Source organism: Kitasatospora sp. NPDC041988, assembly GCF_055588525.1.
In genome coordinates this window covers 14,176-30,116 of record NZ_JBVJCO010000052.1, presented here as the reverse complement: position 1 = coordinate 30,116, position 15,941 = coordinate 14,176, and the positions used below count along the sequence as shown (strand labels likewise).

Sequence of the window (15,941 nt, the reverse complement as noted above, 5' to 3'; positions counted from 1 at the left end):
TGCCTTCTCGGGGCTGCGGTAGCGTAGCGCGAGCCTAGGACAACGACCCCGTTCAGGCCGAGCCCTACGCCCACTCGACGCCGTGCTCGGCGAGCTGTGCGAGCTGCCCCGGGGTCAGCTTCGCCCGTCGCGCCTTGGCGTTGTTCAAGAATGAACCTAGCGCCACCTGGTGCACCACGACCTCGTCCTCGCCGCCGGGGCCAGCCTCCACGGTCTCCAACGGCTCACGGTGTGGTCGGGGCACCCGGACATGCCGCTCCCGCTCCACGAACAGCGCCAGCGCCGCCAGGCCCTGGGCGAACCGGTCCGTGCGGGACACCTTCGGCTTCGCCTCAGCCGCGGCCTTGGCAGCCACCAGCTCCTGGTCCTCCTCGACGCCGATCGCCGACAGCAGGTCCCGCTGATCGGCCTCCAGGCCCGGCCACTCGGCCTGCTGCGCCACGACCCAGCGGTCGAGCTGCTCATCCTCGAACACCGTCTCCGCGGGCAGCCTCGTCCAGTCGACCCGCCCGTCGGACGCAGCCACCACGACCTGGCGGCTGCGTAGGTGCGCTGCCAGGTGATCGGTCAGGCCGGGCACCACCGCGGGTCGATTTCCTCCAGCGCGCGGCGCCGCTCCGGCGACAGCGCGCCCTGCTCCCCGGCCAGCATCTGGGCTGCGGCCCGCAGCTCGGCCAGCCACGTCCCGATCGCGTACCCGCCGACCGAGGCCCGCGCCGAGCGGAGCCCTACTACGAACCGCGCGGGACTGCGGGACCCGACCCGACCGCCTACCAAGATTCAGCCGTGGCCCCAGGCCTCCCGGGATGCTGCCGCCGCCCCTGTGGCGTGGAGGGCGCGCCGGCGGTACTCGGCAGCGGCCTCGGACTGCCCGTCCGTGTCGAGGACGTCGGCGGCGAGCCAGTAGGCGCGGGCGAGTTCGGGTCCGTACATGCCAGGGCGGTCGGCGAGGTGCGGGCCGACGGCCTGGACAGCCTCGGCGGCGTCCCGCCACGCGCCGGCCGTGTCGCCGGGCAGCAGGGAGCGCCCCCGTTCGGCCAGCACCGCCGCCAGCCCCACCCGCGAATCCGCCGTGTCCCAATGGTCAGACCCCAGCACCCGCGCCCGGCCCTCCACCACGGACCGCAGCAGGGCGACGGCGTCGCTGGCGCGCCCGGCCTGCTGGTAGACGTAGGCGAGGATGTTGCGGGAGGTCAGGGTGTCGGGTGCGTCCTTGCCCAGGACTCTCACTCGGGCCTCCAGGGTCTGTTCGCGCAGGGGGATGGCGCGTGCCAGGTCCCCCGCGGCCTGGTAGGCGTGGGCGAGGTTGCCGCGGGTGGTGAGGGTGTCGGGTGCGTCCTTGCCCAGGACTCTCACTCGGGCTGGTAGGCGGTGCACTGGGCGTAGAGCCATTGTCCGGTCCAGTCGGGTGTGCCGGGGAATCCTTGTTGGGGGATGAGTTCGAGGCCGTCCTTGACGAGTTTGCGTGCGGCACGGTGGTTGGTCTGCCAGTCCGCGCTCCAGGGCGGGTTCCACCACGGGTCGAGGGCGGCCAGCAGCGGACCTGCCGGGTAGGGAGAGGTGAAGTTGGCGGCGGCGGGTGCCGCAGCGCGGAGTGCTTGCGCCCGTGCCAGCCCGCGACCAGCCACTCGTCGAGGAAATCCTGTAACTGCGGCAGCGTCCAGCAGGCCTCGTCCTCCACACCCGAGCCGCGCTCGGTGGTGTTCGACCCTGTGTAGCCGGCGACGTACTGGCAGAACCCGTGATTGATCGACTTGAAGGTGCGCTCCACATGGCCCTTCGCCGGACCGTTCGCCGGCGGCACCGGCTGCAGCGACACCCCCAGGCTCTCGCACGCGGCCAGGAACGAGGCGGACACGAACACCCTCCCCTGATCCAGAACCACCGTCTCGGGGACGATCACCGGCCGCGCGGCCGCCCCCTCCAGCCGATCGTCCGGGCTCAGCAGCCGCTCGTAGGGCACCACCGACCGCTGCATCGCCAACACGGCATCCCAGCCCGGGCGCATCCGCATCGGCGCGACCATTTCTGCCAGCAGGACAGCCGCGTCCACTGTGCTACTGCCCGACGGCCTCAGCACCGTCGCGCAGATCGCCCGTGTGGCCACATCGATCGCGATCGTCAACTCCGGCCGGCCGATCACCCCGTCCGCCATCACCGCGAGCACGTCCAGCGGCGTGCTGTCCATCATCACCAGCTCACCCGGCCGCAGCGCCACCGTCGCCCCGAACGGCGGCTCAGGACGCGAGGCGTGCCAGCGCCGCTGCACCGCGCTGCCCAGCACCCCCTGGCCGTCCCCGAGCGCGTGCACCAGCCGGTTGAACGTCGACTGCGGCGGAACCGCCACCACCCCCGGGCCGTACAGGTCCTCCAGCAACCACCGAACCCGGTCCCGCAGCGCGCTCAACGTGACCGTCGACCTGCCCCGCTGCTCCTCAAGGACAGTCCCCACCGCCTCCACCACCCGCGGATCGGCCCGGCCCACCGGCGACCTGGGACGGGTCGTACGCTGATCCACCAGCCCCCACACGCCCCGCTCCCGGTACCGCGCCCGCATCCTGCGCACCGTCGCCACACTCGTCGGCACACCCGCCCCGGTCAGCTCCGCGGCCTTCGCCGCCTCCCGCTGCGCCATGGTCCGTGTCGCAGGGTCGTACTGGGGCCGCGGCGCCTCGCCGCCCGACTCCGTGGTGCCGGACTCGACCTCCCGCACGTGCCGCTCCCAGGCCAGGGCGTGGTCCCGGACGTGGTCGGGGAGTGCGTCCATGAGTGCCAGCGGCGCCAGCACCGGCCGATCAGCTCCCACGACCTCGAAGCCGGGATCGGTGACAAGATGGGGGAGCGCCACGGCGGCGACCGCGCCAGTGCCCGTCTCCAGCAGCCGCGCACTGGCTCCTTCCAGGACAGCGACGGTCCAGGTGCGCCCGTCCCAGCGGATCTGGTCGCCGACGGTGAGCCTCAGGCGCGTCACGTGGTCACCACCGGTCCGGGCCGGACGCTGACGGCGACGACCCGTTCGTGCAGCGGCCGGTCCAAGGAGGCGCTGAGTGTTCCGCTCCACAGGGCGTGGAAGACGGCCGGCCACACCGCGATGGGATCCCCGAGCCGCCGTGCTCCTTCGACAAGGGGTTGGGGCCGGGCGAAACACGCCACCATCTCCGCCATCCGCCCGGGCTGCGCGTTGCGCGGGTGGCGGAACCCGGCCAGCCACCGCACGTTGGCGGCGAACACCGGGTCCGGAACGGCAGCGATGCGGTGGTGCCAGCCCACCGCCTGCGCTGCCGCGGCCATCACAGGCGCGTTGTCGGCGATCCGCTCGGAGACGCCGTCGCGGTCCGCGCAGTCGACCAGTAGACCGCTGCCGTCGGCAAAGGCGCGCCATCAGGTGCGATGTGTGGCACACCGGTTGGCCGTCGTGCCCAAGCCATGCCAGCTCCACCGGGCTGCAGGCCAGCGCCGCCACCTGCGGGTCATGGTCCAGCAGCATCACCTGCGTGCGCATGGCCCCGAACCCGTAGTGCACCAGGCGCCCGGTCGTGGCCGACCACCACCAGCCCGGTGCCACCCGGCGCCCGCGCCGGGCAGGGAAGGTGCGCACTGCGGCAGACTCCTCGAGCACGACCTGACCGGCCACCTGTGGCCAGGGCAGCCGTCGCACTCGCCCCCCCGGCGTCGACGATCCGTGCCTCGAACCGCCGGGGTACGCCGGCCTCACCCTTACGGAGCGGGAAGACCTCCATGACCACCTCTCACACTCAGTGGACTTGCCCACTGCCCAAGTCCAGTGGCTCATCGCCGGGTTGTGATTCCGGTCCGCGCGTCGCCGGCCACCAGTGATCGCAGCCTGCAATCAGCTGAACGGGTGGACAAGAGTGGTCTCCGGCAAGCGGTCCTGCCGGGAGCTGGTATGAGCCCTCTCATCGACCTGATTGCGGAGGATCGGTGTGGCGTGATGGTGCCTGTGATCCGGCGCCGGGCGGACGTGCGTGGGTGGAGGGTTGCCTGGCCTGTCCTGGATGTCGGCGCCCCGTCTACGAGAGCACACCCTGGACCATGGAGGTCGCCGGGCCGTTCCCGATCACTGGGCTGTGCCTGATCTGCTTGGGCAGGCAGACCCTCCGCACTGTGCGTGAGGCCGGCCTGGCGATCCCCGCGCAGCAGCGCGCGGTCCTCGAAGCCGCGGCCGCCGCCCTTGGGTAGCCGCCGTACGGGCTGGTGGGCGGGCGGCAGACCGGCGTAGCAGCCCCGGGTACCGGACGGTGGCGGGCGGTGCCCGGTGCCCGGGGTCACGTCAGGTCAGATCCGCGGGGGAGTGCTTGTCGACGGTCTTCGTAGCCGCGTTCCAGACCCAGATCTCCTTCGCCTCGCACCACAGCCGGGGCAGTTCCGTCTGCTCCTCGCAGAACGTGGTCGTCGGCCCCGGGTACGGCTGCCCGTCGCTCCAGTCGACCCCCACACCGGTGCCGACTGGAGTCGGGCGCCAGTCGGCATCGGCGATGAGGATCGCGTCGAACGACGTCTTCGAGAACTCGAAGCCCACGCGCGGGGACGGCAGTCGCCATTCCCGCTCGTGCGACCAATCTCCCTGCCCGTCGGTCTTGAACGGGACCACCCAGTGCTTCAGATCCTCGGGGAAGGCGTCGCGGACCAGGGCGGGGAGATAGGCGACGGCTCCGCCGCCATTGCGCAGCACGCCCCCGCGGGTGACGACGACGCCCCACGGTGGGAACCCGCGGTCGGCGATCAGATGGGCCAGGTGCCCGCTCGGGCTCTCGGAGAAGCTGACACCCCCGACCGGACGACCAGCTCCATGCCCACATCCCCGTCCTCCAGCGCCCAGGAAGCCCGCCTGGCCGTCGCCGCACGGCTGCGCGAGATCATGCAGGACGCCGACCTGACAGGGCAGGAGCTGGCCGCCCTGTGCGGCTGGAACGGCGCCAAGACCTCCCGCATCATCAACGCCAGGACCGCACCCTCCGACGCCGACATCCGCACCTGGTGCCGGGCCTGCGGCGCCGACGACCAGGCCGAGGACCTGATCGCCGCCAACCGCGCCGTGGACTCCATGTACGTCGAGTGGCGCCGCCTCACCCGCACCGGCCTGCGCCGACGACGCACGTTTCACCGCTGCCGCGCTGGCCGCCCACCAGCTCCGGGCGGGCCGTATGACCGTCCACCCCACCGTGGGCACCGCCCGCACCACGGTCCTCCTCTACAACCACCTCACCGCGCTGGGCAGATTGGTGGCCGACGTGCAAGCGCAGGGCCTTGTGAAGGAAAGGGATACGGAGCGCGCGGTGCGCGTGTGGATGTGGGACGAGGGCATCCGCCACGTCATCGTCCTGCGCGCCCACCCGCGCATCGACCTGCTGTACCTGCTGGACCTGCACGCCGCCACTGAGTTGTCGGTGCGGCGCACTACGGTGAGTCCTGTGACGCTGACCTCCATGCTGGACGCACCACAGTCGCCGTTGAGGCGCTTCCTAGCGCAGGAGGTGCCCGACGTACGCCGGCTGCGCGCGGCGTTCCGTGCCGTGCTCCCGCCGGCAGCCCCGGCGCCCGGCACCGGTGCGCCGGGCGCTGTCCTGCGGTGGCCGCTGGTGGGCATGGCGGTGGACCACCGGTTGCGGTGCGCGATGTGGGCCGACGTACCGCGCGGCCGCGCGGTGGAGCGCGGCGCAGCGACGGCCGAGTCCGTGCTGGGCGCGGACCCCGGGGCGGGTGCGGCAGTGGCCGGGGCCGTGACGCAGATGCTGGAGGAACTGCAGCACACCGCGCAGCGCCACGGGCTGGACGACCGCACGCGGCCCGTCGTGCGCGAGCCGGCCGTTGAGGAGCGCATGGCGAGGCTGTGCCTGGGAGCGGCGATCGCCGAAGAGGCCTTCCGTTGCCCCGCCCCTGCGACCAGCCTCCTGGTGAGGTCCGCCCACCCCCGGTTCGGCCTGGAGGACCTCCTCCTTCTCGCGAGCGAGGACGAGGTGCACGATGTCGTGTCGGTCGTCGCAGCGGCCGACCGGGGCCTGGCCGGGTTGCGGGCGCACGCCGCACCACAGCAGGTTGTCATCGCCCCGACTTTCGAGGGCAGCGCGGACGTCGGGGGAGCGGACGGGGACTGGCTCGTCGGCGGCCGGCTGATCGACGTGAAGACCACGATCCACCCGGGAAAGCTTCCCCTCGTCGACGTGTACCAGCTATGCGGATACGCGCTGCTCGACTACCACGACGCCCACCGCATCAGTCACCTCGGCTGGTACTCCGCCCGCCCGGGCGCGGCGATCGTCTGGGACACGGAGGAGTTCTTCGCGCTCCTGGGCGCGAGAAGGCCACTGCCCGAACTGCGCGAGCGCACCGCACACCTGCTCCAGCAACGCCCCCGATCCCAAGCCCCCTCCGCGCCGCCCGGCATTGCCCGCGGCATTCCGGCGACCACGGGAACGGTGAAGGCCTCCACACCGTCGGCCACCGGGACACGGCCGGTCATGGTGTCCTGGCAGGAACCCGATCGGGACCACCCCGGACAGCTGCTGTGCGGGCGGGCCCTGATCCACGACACCACCCCCCGTCCGGCCGACACCACCCGGCTCTATACCCGCGCCGAGATCCTCGACCGCTGGGGAACGGACGGAACCCACGTCAACCCACCCGACCAACAACTGGCCGCCTGGGTACAGCGCTTCGACCTCACCACCAAGGACGCCATGCTGCGCACCCTCGCGTCCTTGCACTCCATGGCGGACACCGTCGGCGACGTCCACGGATGGAGCGACTGGTCGCTGCCTGTGTTCGAGGCCGCCTGCGCGAGCCTGTTCCGCTGGTGGACCTGGAGGCTGGAGCGACTGGATCCGGCCGACCGCGCCGAGATCGACGCGCAGGTCCGCGCGCTCGATCAGTGGTGCCGGGTCATCTACGACGACCGGGGGATGGAGGGGGCGCGGGACTGACCGGATGTCGGCCGCCGAATCCTTGCGGGCCCGGCCGGTTCACGTGGTTCGCGTCGTCGACCCAGGTGGAGCAGCCTGTCCGCCGGCGGCCGATCGGCGGGCTGGCGGACAGGCGTCGAACTCAGTTGTCGCGTCCCCGGGTGACCACGAGATCCGTTCCGTCGAGCGTCGCACCGACAGGTGACTCGGCCCACTTGGCGAGAAGGTCCGCCTGCTGTTCGACCTTGTCCAGCAGGTCGGCGAGCTGAGCCGCGTTCGGTGACGTGGGCAGTTCGCAGCGGATCAATGGTTCGCCGGTCGCGCTGCTGCACTCCTCGTCGTCAGGGTCGTCGGGTTCCCAGCGGCAGATCTCGATCTCCCAGGAGTCGGCGTCCTTGTTGCCGGGCTCCGGAGCGAGGACCGACAGGTAGTAGCCGTTCGAATCGTGTGGCTCGGTGAAGATGTTGAGGGGGGCGTAGTCCAGCGTGGCCTGCTCGCTGGAGCACTGGGAGTAGGCCGTGACCAGTACGCGCAGGTCCGCGACGGCCCGTTCGCGCTCCTTCGTCGAGATGTCCTTCTCGAGGTTGTCCAACTGCTTTCGGACCCTACGGCTCAGCACTTCCATCCCGCCGTCGTACGTCACGAACGGGTGGCCGAACGCCCACGCCCGTCGGTTCTCCGTCGCGGGCAGGGGAACCCCCTCTGAGTACTCCGCCCAAGCATCGCGCAGTTCGCGTGCCTCCGTTGCCAGTTCCGCCTCGACCGCAGTCAGGACCGGAGGCGGCACCACTGCCAGGGCGTCGTCCAGGTCGGCCAGAGCCTGGTGAAGCTCCAGGCAGGTGTACTCGTACCACAGGCTGTGCGCTCCGTTCAGGAGTTCGTCGCGCGAGTTCCGATCAGTGAGCGCTGAGAGGTGCGTCAGCGGGTAGCTCTCCACGCCGCGATCGCGGCGATCCCAAATGCTCAGAGGGACGGCGGTCAAGGCTGAGATGCGGTTGAGCGCATCGACGATCGGCGCTGCCAGGGAAGGGCTGTTCAGGCTCGTCACAGTGGATGAGGAGACCCCGGCCAACCCTTGGTAGCTCGCCAGAATCTGCGTCTTCCCGCGGTTCGCGTGCTGGGAGTAGATGGTCACAACGGCGCCTTTCGACCACCGTGCTGATGGCAGCTCGTGGTCACGTGAGTGATGGGGGGAGGCGGTGGCGAGGGTGCTTTCCGACGCTCCATGCCCTGAGAAGATCAGCGGTGGCCCAGGCGCTGTCCCGGACTCCTTGCCGCTTTCAGCCTAGCGCAGACTTCTTGACTGACCATCAAGTCCTTCGAACTGCGCTGAGCGCTGGCTGACTTCGCCCGAGGGATAGGCTTGTGAGCACCAGCCCCGATCCCTTCAGTGCGGCATCAGGGGTCCGTGGTTGACTTCGTCGCAGAGAGCCGCTGGCGCCAGCAGCTGGCCGGCCTCGGACGCACCCTCGGCGTCGAGATGGCGATCCCCTTTCCGGCGGCGACAGGCTCCGGCTTACCGGACTCGCGCCTACGGCCGGCACGCGCCGAAGCGATGGCTCGCCGCGCCGACTGGGGTTCTCGGGGCGCGGCTGGTGGAGCGGGCGACGGTCGATGGTGAGCGACCGGAAGTTGCGTACAGAGAAGCATTTCTGGCGACACAATGGGTGCTGCAGGCGTTCTGTGCTCCCCCTTCGCGGGTGTGTCGCGACGAACGATGTCCTCCACTGGCCGCACCGATCGCTGCGGCCGGAAAGGCTGTTGAGCCATGTCATGGGACTCGGTCGGTGACCAGTACGGGTCGGATCCTGTCGAGGGGTTCCCCAGGGCCGTTGCGGATTGGAGCGATTGGCGCTCTGTGCAGACCCTCGGCTTTTCCGCGCCGGACGGGTCCCGCCGTTACGAAGTGTCCTACGAGTCCCGCGCGCACGGCCCGGCGCGGATCACGGTCACCGGGTGCGACGCGAACGGGGAACTGCTGAGCGAACTGCAGGGAGAGGTCCTCCCGGCAGACATTCCGCTGATCGCCCAACTGCTCATGCGCGTGACAGGCGCGGCCCCTGCCGGCTGGCCCGTACCGGCGGCCGCCACGAGCACGAGCACGAGCACGAGCACGGGCACGAGCACGGGCACGGGCGCTGCGGTGCCGGGCCGGCGTGCTCCCCGGGCGGGGGAGTTGTGGGGCAAGGAGGAGGCGGACCGGCTGACGGCCGCGTACCGCGAGGGGACGGGGCCGGCGGAAATCGCGCGCCGGCTGGGGCGGTCCGAGAAGTCGGTCCGCTGGAAGCTCCACGGGCTTGGCCTCGCCGGCCGCCCCGAGGCTCCCGCTCCCGCCCCCGGCCTCTTCGAGACCGCGGAACCTGTGCCCGAGCCGGCGTACACCGTCGAGGAGAAGCGGCGTGAGCACCCCAACGCCTACAAGCACTGGACGCCGGAGGAGGAAGAGAGGCTCCTGACGCTCTGCGCCCGGGGGATGTCGCTCGCCGAGTTGTCGGAGGAGTTCGGCCGCAACGAGGGGGCCATTGCCTCACGTCTGCTCAAGCTCGACGCGCAGGGGCCGGCGGTCGAGGAGGCCCGGGACTTCGGCGGATGACCTACCGCAGCACCTCGGGCGGTCATCCCTGATCGGTGCCGTGCGGCGAACGCGGCTTCGACCGACGGCGGGCAGGGCAGGGGAGCGGGCCGGGTGCCTGCCCGCCCCTGGTAGGGCTTCGCATCCGGGCGCTGTCCGCGGGACCGGCGGGCCCTGCCGCAGCACCCCTGGCCGGGCAGCGGCGGCGTGCTCGCGGGGGAGGAGCCGAAGCGTCGGCCGGCGCCGGTGCGCCGCCGTCCGCTCCTCGTGCCGCTGCCCATCGGCGGGCGACGCGCAGGCGAAGTCCTCCTCGAGGGCGCGCGGGTCGGCGGGCCGGGGCCGGTGACCGGTGCCCGGGGCGAAGGCCGGTCGGGCCCACCGGCCCGTTCCCCGGCCTGCCGAGGAACGGCCCGCACCCCGGGGGCCGGCCCGGCTCCGCGACCGCCTGCACGCGTGGGGAGGGGGGCCGTCGGCCCGGGAACACTACTCCGGAATGGTTAAATTCCTGGGTTTATTGGAGCGGATAAGAAGTGGAGCTAATGGCGTGTTAGGTTGGGTCCCGGAGGTGAGGCGCCATGCCCACGCAGGACGAACTGTTCGCGGCGGTGGACGCGCTGCTGGCCGGCGTGGAGCCCGGGCCGCAGCTGCCGGACCCGGCCGAGCGCGCCCGCCTGCGGGAGGCGGCCGGAGTGACCCAGACACAGCTGGCGAAGGTGCTGCAGTCGACGGTGCAGACGGTGAAGAACTACGAGAACGGCCGCTCGACGCCGAAGCCTCCCCGCCTGAACGCCTACCTGCGTCTTCTCGAGGGCTGGGCCGCGCAGTACCCCTCCGGGACCACCGCCCCGGCCACCTCCACCGTCGACCAGGTCCCCACGGCCTTCACCCCGACACCCACCTCCACCCCCATCCCGACGCCCACCCCGGCCCCCGTGCCGGCGCAAGCCGAGCAGCAGCCCGCCGCCGCCCTGCCGGGGAAGACCGCCGAGGAAGACCCGCACACGGCCGCCCCGGCAGCCCGGCCCCCCGCCGCACGTCCCGGCGGCCCCCTGCTGCGCCGTGCGGCGCGCCCGGCCCCGTACTTCGACGGACAGTTCCCGAACGGGCCACTGGCGGTGCTGGACGGCGACGGCACCGCGTACGGCGTCGGCGGCCTCGTCCTCCAGTGCCCGGCGACCACGCTTGCACAACTGGTCATCTGGGCACTGACCGAGGCCGGCCTGGGCGCGGCACGCCTGCACCGCAACGGCAAGGACTCCGACCCCCTGATCGTGCTGACGGCGGCCGCCGCAGAGCGCTACGGCCTGCCGGCCACCCTGGACGACGACCCGGCCACCCGACGCTCGCAGCGCCTCCCGGAGGACCACAAGGTCGTCAAGGCACTCGCCCGCTCGAAGTGGCAGCTCACCCGCCGCGGCTTCGGCCCCTGGGCCCGGATCTACAGGCCCGTCAAGGACGGACGCCGCCAGTGCGTGCAACTCGCCGTCCTGCCCTGGCACGCCCTGGACACCCGCGCCTGGGGCAACGCCGACCAGCTCCCGGCCCCGGACCTGGCCCGCGTCCTCGGCATCTACGCCCAACGCGTCATCACCCCCCGCGGCTCTACCGCCACCTGCGGCCTGGAACTCATGACCGCGCTGCGCCCGCCGACGCGGGCGGTGCGCGACGAGGCCACGGGCGGGTGGGTGTCCGGGCCGAACCCGGGCGCGCTGACGGATGTCTACGAGGCCGCGCCGCCGGAGGTCCCGCCGGAGCACCCGGCCGCCCAGAACTGGGAGGGCGGGTTCCTGGACGAGGAGTCCTACCAGTGGACCCGGCCGGTGGAGACCCTCTCCGAGGCCGAGATGATGGAGCCGTTCGCGGTCGGGATCGACATCAACACCGCCTACCTCGCCGGCGCGGCCCGCCTGGCGGTCGGCCTGTCCGGCCCCCTCCACGTCGCCAACCCGCACTTCGACAAGAAAACACCCGGCAGCTGGTTCGTCGACCTGTCCCACATCCCCACCGACCCCCGCCTGCCCAGCCCGTTCACCCCGACCGGCAAGCCTCAGACAGGCCCGGCCTGGTACACCACCCCCACCGTCGCCTACGCCGTCGAGCTCGGCCACGACGTCGCCCCGACCGAGGCGTTCATCCGCCAGAAGGCCGGCGCCTACCTCGACCCGTGGCACGACCGCCTCCGCGAGGCCTACGTGACCACCATGGCCGAGGCCGGCATCCCGATCGACAAGGACACCGACGAGCGCGCCTTCCTCGCCGCCATGGCCGCCCACAGCCTCCTCAAGAACGCGGGCACAGACCTGGACGCGCTGCGTACCGCGCTGGCATCCCAGGGCCTGGAGCACCTGGCAGAGCTGGGCGACGACCAGCTCGCCTCCGCCGCCTGGCGCCACCACCAGATCGCCATGGTGCTGTCCGCGGTGAAGAGCACGGTGAAGTTCGGGCTCGGCAAGCTCCGCGAGCGCCCCCAGGGCGTCTCCTACAAGAAGGGCGAGCCCTGGCCGGCGCTGGAACGCGAGACCTGGCGCCCGGACATCCGGGCCGCCGTCATCGCCAAGGCCCGGGTGAACATGCACCGCAAGATGGCCAACGTCGCCCGCGCCAACGGCCGCTACCCGCTCGGCGTCAACAACGACTGCGTTGTCTACGCCTCCCCCGGCACCTCGCCGCTGGACTTCCTGCCGCTCACCGGCTCCGGCCGCGGCGTCCTGCCCGGCACCTTCCGCCTCGGCGCCACCCCGGGCCTGGCCAAGGTCGAGGGCGTGCAGCCGATGCTGACCGTCGTGGACTGGCTGGAGCGCGAGCAGCCGCTCAACCCCGCCCGCCACATCAAGGGCTACGACAGCACCATCACGGACGGGAAGTAGGAGCAGGCCGTGGAGGAGATCACCGACGCGATCAACCGGGCCGCGCCCGAGCACTTCACCCAGGAGCTGCCGAAGTCCGCGCAGGCCCAGATGCGGGCCCTGGTGAAGGCCGCGAAGGGCGACAAGAAGGCCGTCGCCGCCGCCCTCGGCGTCGACCCGAACACCGTCCGGCGCTACCTCACCGGCCAGCGCAAGCACCCGCGCTCAGCCCTGCGCCAGGCCCTGGTCCGCGAGCTGAGCAAGGTATGGCAGCCCGGCATCCGCCGCAAGGCCCGCAAGCAGGCCGCTAGCACCGGCGGCATCACCGTCGAGGTCCGGGCGTACTTCGGCTACACCGCCCCGGCTGGCACCACCGACGAGCCCCGCCTGCGCCCGCTGACGGTCCACCTTCCCCCGGAATGGGCACAGCGCCTCTTCGCCGCCCAGGACAAGGGGGAGAGCGAGGAGAAGCTGCGCGAGATCATGGCCGAGGGCTTCCAAGAGGTCTACTTCAAGGACGGCGGACGCGCCGCCGGCCTCAAAGTCGAGTTCACCGGCATCCAGGCCATCGACGTCCAGTACTGAGTCCCGCCGGGACTCGCCCCCGCCACCCGGACAGGTGAGACCGAGTGCTTCGGTCGGTCGGTTGAGTGCCCGGTCCGCGGTCGGTGACCTGCGTCGGGACACGGGGTCGGCGCCCGGTCGGGCCCGAGCCGTGCGACACGTCGGTGTGCCGGTCGGGGTCCGCCGCGCACCCTCCACGCGGGGCCCTCGCTGTCGGGTCGGCGACGCCTTGGCGAGGACACGCATTTGGCGGCTGTCATCCTCGTCATGGGAGCCGGCCCGCCGGCGGCCGGGGTATGGAGGTGCCCCGGCTCAGTCTCTGCCGCGTGTGCTCGGTGATCATGCGGTCGTGGTGTCGACCAGCCCCGCCGCTGCACACCTTCGCATGGAACCGGCACTTGGCCGGCGCGCACCGCGTCCGTGACACGCTGCGCCTGCACGATGTACCCCCGATCAGCTGCCGGACTGTGATCCGATGGCCAGGCGGTCCGCAGCCGCCGGTGTCCACAAGGCCGGTGTGCTGCTGACCTGGGCCGTGCCGGTCCTGCTGGTCCTCGCGGCAACGCCGGTCCAGGGCACCGGCTGGGGGATCGGCGTCGTCTACGCCATGCTGCTGGCCACCGCGGGGCTGGCCCTCTCGGACGCCCGCGCCGCCGCACGGGGTACCGTCTTCGCCGCGACCACGCGCGCAGCCATGGACATGCCGAACTCCTGGGAGCCGGGGAGGAAGCCGTCCGCCGGACCCGGGGCCACCAGAGCAGGGCCCAGGCCCTGTCGGCGGCGGTCAACACACTGTGCCGGGCCCGCCGGGGTGGCATGGGGACATGTGTGGGCGTGGGGGCTGGGTGTGCCGGGTTCCGAGGCCGAGTGTTCTGGCTGTCTGGTCTGCGGGTTTGTGTGGTTGGTTGAGAACCGTTCGGTGGGTTGAGAAGTGGTGGGGTTTTCCGCGGTTCTGTTGAGAGCCCTGTGTGCGCCGGGTGCTGGGTGGGTGTTCTGACGCAGGGCTGTCGGTTGCCGGACTGGGTGCTGTCAGGTGGCGGTGCGGCGTCGGCGGCGGAGGTCGCGTTGGGCTTGGGCGCGGGCGCATTCCCGGGAGCAGTATTTGACGCCGGTGGTGCGGTGCTGGCCGTACTCGGCACGGCCCCGCTGGCGTACGAAGTTGCGGCCGCAGTTCTCGTTGGCGCACCGGCGCACGGTGGCTTCCTCCGCAAGGTGGTTGTACAGCTGGAGGAAGGCCACCGAGAGGATGGTGGGGTCGCGGTCGGCCAGGTCTCCCACTCCGATGCTGAACCGGCCCAGTGCCCTGTTCAGCACCTGCTCGAGTGCGTGGATGCGGCCGTCGATGAGGAGCTCACGCAGGTGATCGAGGGAATGCGGCCACGGCGTTCCGCTGGCGTCGAGGTTCTCCGACTGGCTGTCGGCGAGGGCCTCTTCGGTGATCTGGGGATCGACCAGGGCTTCGAGGCCGCCTTCACGCTGGCAGGCGATCCAGGTGGCAACGGCGTCCTGAGCGGTCTCCAGGTAGATCCTGATGACGTCCTTGTGCGCGGCGAAAGGGTAGGGCTGCTCGTCGCTGTCGGCTTCGGGAAGCTTCCGGAGCGCTTCCCAGATCTCCGGGGTGTCGATGTGGAGGTCTTCCTGGTCGGTGCCGAAGAGCGAACCGTAGCCCGTGAACAGCGCCGCCGTGCCTTCGAGATCGTCGGCCCGGACCTCCATGAGCTCGCGCAGGTAGAAGTCGTCCGGCAGATGGACCAGTTCGCGGTCTTGGGGGACCGGAGTCCACAGCAGCCAGTCGCCCTTGATCCGGACGTCTTTGATACGGCGTGCGATCGGGGGGACGGGGATGACGGTGCCGGGCCAGAGCGTGGGACGAAAACGTGGGTCAACGTATGCCGACATGGCGTCAGCTTAGCGGGTAGCGTAGTAGTACGGAAACATCAGTTTTGGTACCACGGAAGTGTGTTGAGGGGGAGGGCCGCGTGGCCGACTGGACCCACCGCAAAGCGATCGGGGGCCGGCACGAACAGCACGTCATGCACGAACTCGAACGCCGTGGCTGGACGGTCCACCCGTTCGGCCAGGGCACCTATCCGCCGGCGATCCAGGCCGCGCTGCGCCTCACCGACTCCCCCCTGCGGCAGCTGCCCGACATGATCGCCGCGCGGGGCATGCAGGTCGTCTGCATCGACGCCAAGACCTCGCTGGGCAGCGTGGACTCCCACCGTTTCTCCGTCTCTCGCAAAAGCCTGGTGGCGGGCCTCCAGTTCACGGCCATCAGCGTCTCGACCCCGCTGTACTACGTCTTCGGTGACCTGAGGGTCCTGACTCCCTCGGAGGTGGCGTTCTACAGCGGCTACGGGCACCAGCACCCGGGCGGCTCCTACTACCTGGTGACCACCCAGCAGGCGCACGGTTTCGACGACGTCTTCGGCACGGGCGGGCTTCGGCAGGCGGGCTGACCGGTGGGGATCAGCGGAACGCCCAGTAGCCGGGTTGTGCGGCCCTGGCGTACGACGGGCAGGTCTCTCTGCCGGCCCCGGAGTGCTCGCCGCGCCCGTCGGGCCGTCCGGTGAGGCCAGCCGGAGCAGGCTCACTGGTCTCGGCTGGTGGTGACGGCGTGGAGTTCGGTGCGGGTCATGTTCTCCGTGCCGGTGAGGATGGCGCGGGCGCCGACCTGGCCCGCGACTGGACCGCGATGGACGTCGATGGCCTGGACGGATGGGTGGCTCTGGGTCGACGGCCGGATCGTCCTCGGTGCCGGCCGGGCCTCGCCGTGCCAGAGTCCGTCGTCCACGCTGAGGCGTGGCAGGCCGGATCGACCCTGCACGCTGCCCTCGCCCAGCACCCTGCTGTCAACGACCATGCCCAGAACGAAGACGGGCCCGACGGCCAGGAGCACGGGTTGCTCGGCGGCGTCCGCAGCCGGGTCCGCCGCCCAGCGGGCCGTGGAGCCTGCGGTGTGCAGCAGCTCTGCTACCCGCCGGCCGGGTTTCGCCCCGCACCCGGCAGCGGAGCGAAACCCGGTCGGGCCCCCGGGCT

Annotated in this window: 15 protein-coding genes and 1 pseudogene; 7 read left to right on the top strand and 9 right to left on the bottom strand. The window is 71.5% G+C overall.

Translation table 11 applies throughout. From position 1 onward, the window contains the following. Positions 1-64: 64 nt before the first annotated feature. The 4 genes from ACZ6NC_RS35195 to ACZ6NC_RS35180 are packed head-to-tail and all read right to left on the bottom strand — an operon-like array spanning position 65 to position 1,628. Complete coding sequence (locus ACZ6NC_RS35195) at positions 65-583, bottom strand: Helicase associated domain protein (protein WP_465737937.1); 519 nt, start codon at positions 581-583, stop codon at positions 65-67. Continuing rightward, positions 568-777 carry a helicase associated domain-containing protein gene (locus ACZ6NC_RS35190; protein ID WP_465737936.1) on the bottom strand — a complete coding sequence of 70 codons (210 nt, stop codon included), beginning with the start codon at positions 775-777 and terminating at the stop codon, positions 568-570. The genes ACZ6NC_RS35195 and ACZ6NC_RS35190 overlap by 16 nt, the downstream gene beginning before the upstream one ends. A gap of 3 nt (positions 778-780) precedes the next feature. Beyond that, positions 781-1,356 carry a tetratricopeptide repeat protein gene (locus ACZ6NC_RS35185; protein ID WP_465737935.1) on the bottom strand — a complete coding sequence of 192 codons (576 nt, stop codon included), beginning with the start codon at positions 1,354-1,356 and terminating at the stop codon, positions 781-783. Further along, the gene (locus tag ACZ6NC_RS35180; RefSeq protein WP_465737934.1) at positions 1,353-1,628 is read right to left on the bottom strand and encodes a hypothetical protein; all 276 of its coding nucleotides are present in this window, start codon (positions 1,626-1,628) and stop codon (positions 1,353-1,355) included. The genes ACZ6NC_RS35185 and ACZ6NC_RS35180 overlap by 4 nt, the downstream gene beginning before the upstream one ends. Before the next feature lie 426 nt (positions 1,629-2,054). On the opposite strand from ACZ6NC_RS35180, the gene ACZ6NC_RS35175 reads away from it, so the two are divergent. Then, positions 2,055-2,513 (top strand): hypothetical protein, encoded by a 459-nt coding sequence (locus ACZ6NC_RS35175; protein ID WP_465737933.1) that lies wholly within the window; start codon positions 2,055-2,057, stop codon positions 2,511-2,513. A 454-nt stretch (positions 2,514-2,967) separates the two neighbouring features. Here ACZ6NC_RS35175 and ACZ6NC_RS35170 read toward each other — a convergent pair whose 3' ends face one another. Together ACZ6NC_RS35170 and ACZ6NC_RS35165 are read right to left on the bottom strand one after the other, a co-directional pair. Next, positions 2,968-3,312, bottom strand: a complete 345-nt coding sequence (locus ACZ6NC_RS35170; RefSeq protein WP_465737964.1) for a TnsA-like heteromeric transposase endonuclease subunit — start codon at positions 3,310-3,312, stop codon at positions 2,968-2,970. A gap of 979 nt (positions 3,313-4,291) precedes the next feature. Next, positions 4,292-4,693: a hypothetical protein gene (locus ACZ6NC_RS35165; protein ID WP_465737932.1), complete on the bottom strand. Its 402-nt coding sequence runs from the start codon at positions 4,691-4,693 to the stop codon at positions 4,292-4,294. A 117-nt stretch (positions 4,694-4,810) separates the two neighbouring features. On the opposite strand from ACZ6NC_RS35165, the pseudogene ACZ6NC_RS35160 reads away from it, so the two are divergent. Further along, positions 4,811-5,110: pseudogene (locus tag ACZ6NC_RS35160) on the top strand (helix-turn-helix domain-containing protein); the annotation flags it as partial. Positions 5,111-5,165: 55 nt separating this feature from the next. Continuing rightward, positions 5,166-6,941: a hypothetical protein gene (locus ACZ6NC_RS35155; protein ID WP_465737967.1), complete on the top strand. Its 1,776-nt coding sequence runs from the start codon at positions 5,166-5,168 to the stop codon at positions 6,939-6,941. Between the two features lie 121 nt (positions 6,942-7,062). Here the strand turns inward: ACZ6NC_RS35155 and ACZ6NC_RS35150 are convergent, their stop codons facing one another. After that, complete coding sequence (locus tag ACZ6NC_RS35150) at positions 7,063-8,055, bottom strand: hypothetical protein (RefSeq protein ID WP_465737931.1); 993 nt, start codon at positions 8,053-8,055, stop codon at positions 7,063-7,065. Between the two features lie 723 nt (positions 8,056-8,778). Here ACZ6NC_RS35150 and ACZ6NC_RS35145 point away from each other — a divergent pair. The 3 genes from ACZ6NC_RS35145 (at position 8,779) to tpg (ending at position 12,923) form a co-directional block, all read left to right on the top strand. Continuing rightward, positions 8,779-9,513: a helix-turn-helix domain-containing protein gene (locus ACZ6NC_RS35145; protein ID WP_465737930.1), complete on the top strand. Its 735-nt coding sequence runs from the start codon at positions 8,779-8,781 to the stop codon at positions 9,511-9,513. 554 nt (positions 9,514-10,067) lie between these two features. Continuing rightward, the gene (gene tap, locus ACZ6NC_RS35140) at positions 10,068-12,359 is read left to right on the top strand and encodes a telomere-associated protein Tap (protein ID WP_465737929.1); all 2,292 of its coding nucleotides are present in this window, start codon (positions 10,068-10,070) and stop codon (positions 12,357-12,359) included. A 9-nt stretch (positions 12,360-12,368) separates the two neighbouring features. Continuing rightward, entirely contained in the window at positions 12,369-12,923 is a 555-nt protein-coding gene (gene tpg, locus ACZ6NC_RS35135; protein ID WP_465737928.1) for a telomere-protecting terminal protein Tpg, read from the top strand. Between the two features lie 1,008 nt (positions 12,924-13,931). Here tpg and ACZ6NC_RS35130 read toward each other — a convergent pair. Then, positions 13,932-14,801 (bottom strand): hypothetical protein, encoded by an 870-nt coding sequence (locus ACZ6NC_RS35130; protein ID WP_465737927.1) that lies wholly within the window; start codon positions 14,799-14,801, stop codon positions 13,932-13,934. An 80-nt stretch (positions 14,802-14,881) separates the two neighbouring features. Here ACZ6NC_RS35130 and ACZ6NC_RS35125 point away from each other — a divergent pair, with 80 nt between their 5' ends. Further along, positions 14,882-15,361 (top strand): hypothetical protein, encoded by a 480-nt coding sequence (locus ACZ6NC_RS35125; protein WP_465737926.1) that lies wholly within the window; start codon positions 14,882-14,884, stop codon positions 15,359-15,361. Positions 15,362-15,492: 131 nt separating this feature from the next. Here ACZ6NC_RS35125 and ACZ6NC_RS35120 read toward each other — a convergent pair whose 3' ends face one another. Then, positions 15,493-15,765 carry a hypothetical protein gene (locus ACZ6NC_RS35120; protein ID WP_465737925.1) on the bottom strand — a complete coding sequence of 91 codons (273 nt, stop codon included), beginning with the start codon at positions 15,763-15,765 and terminating at the stop codon, positions 15,493-15,495. Positions 15,766-15,941 lie beyond the last annotated feature (176 nt).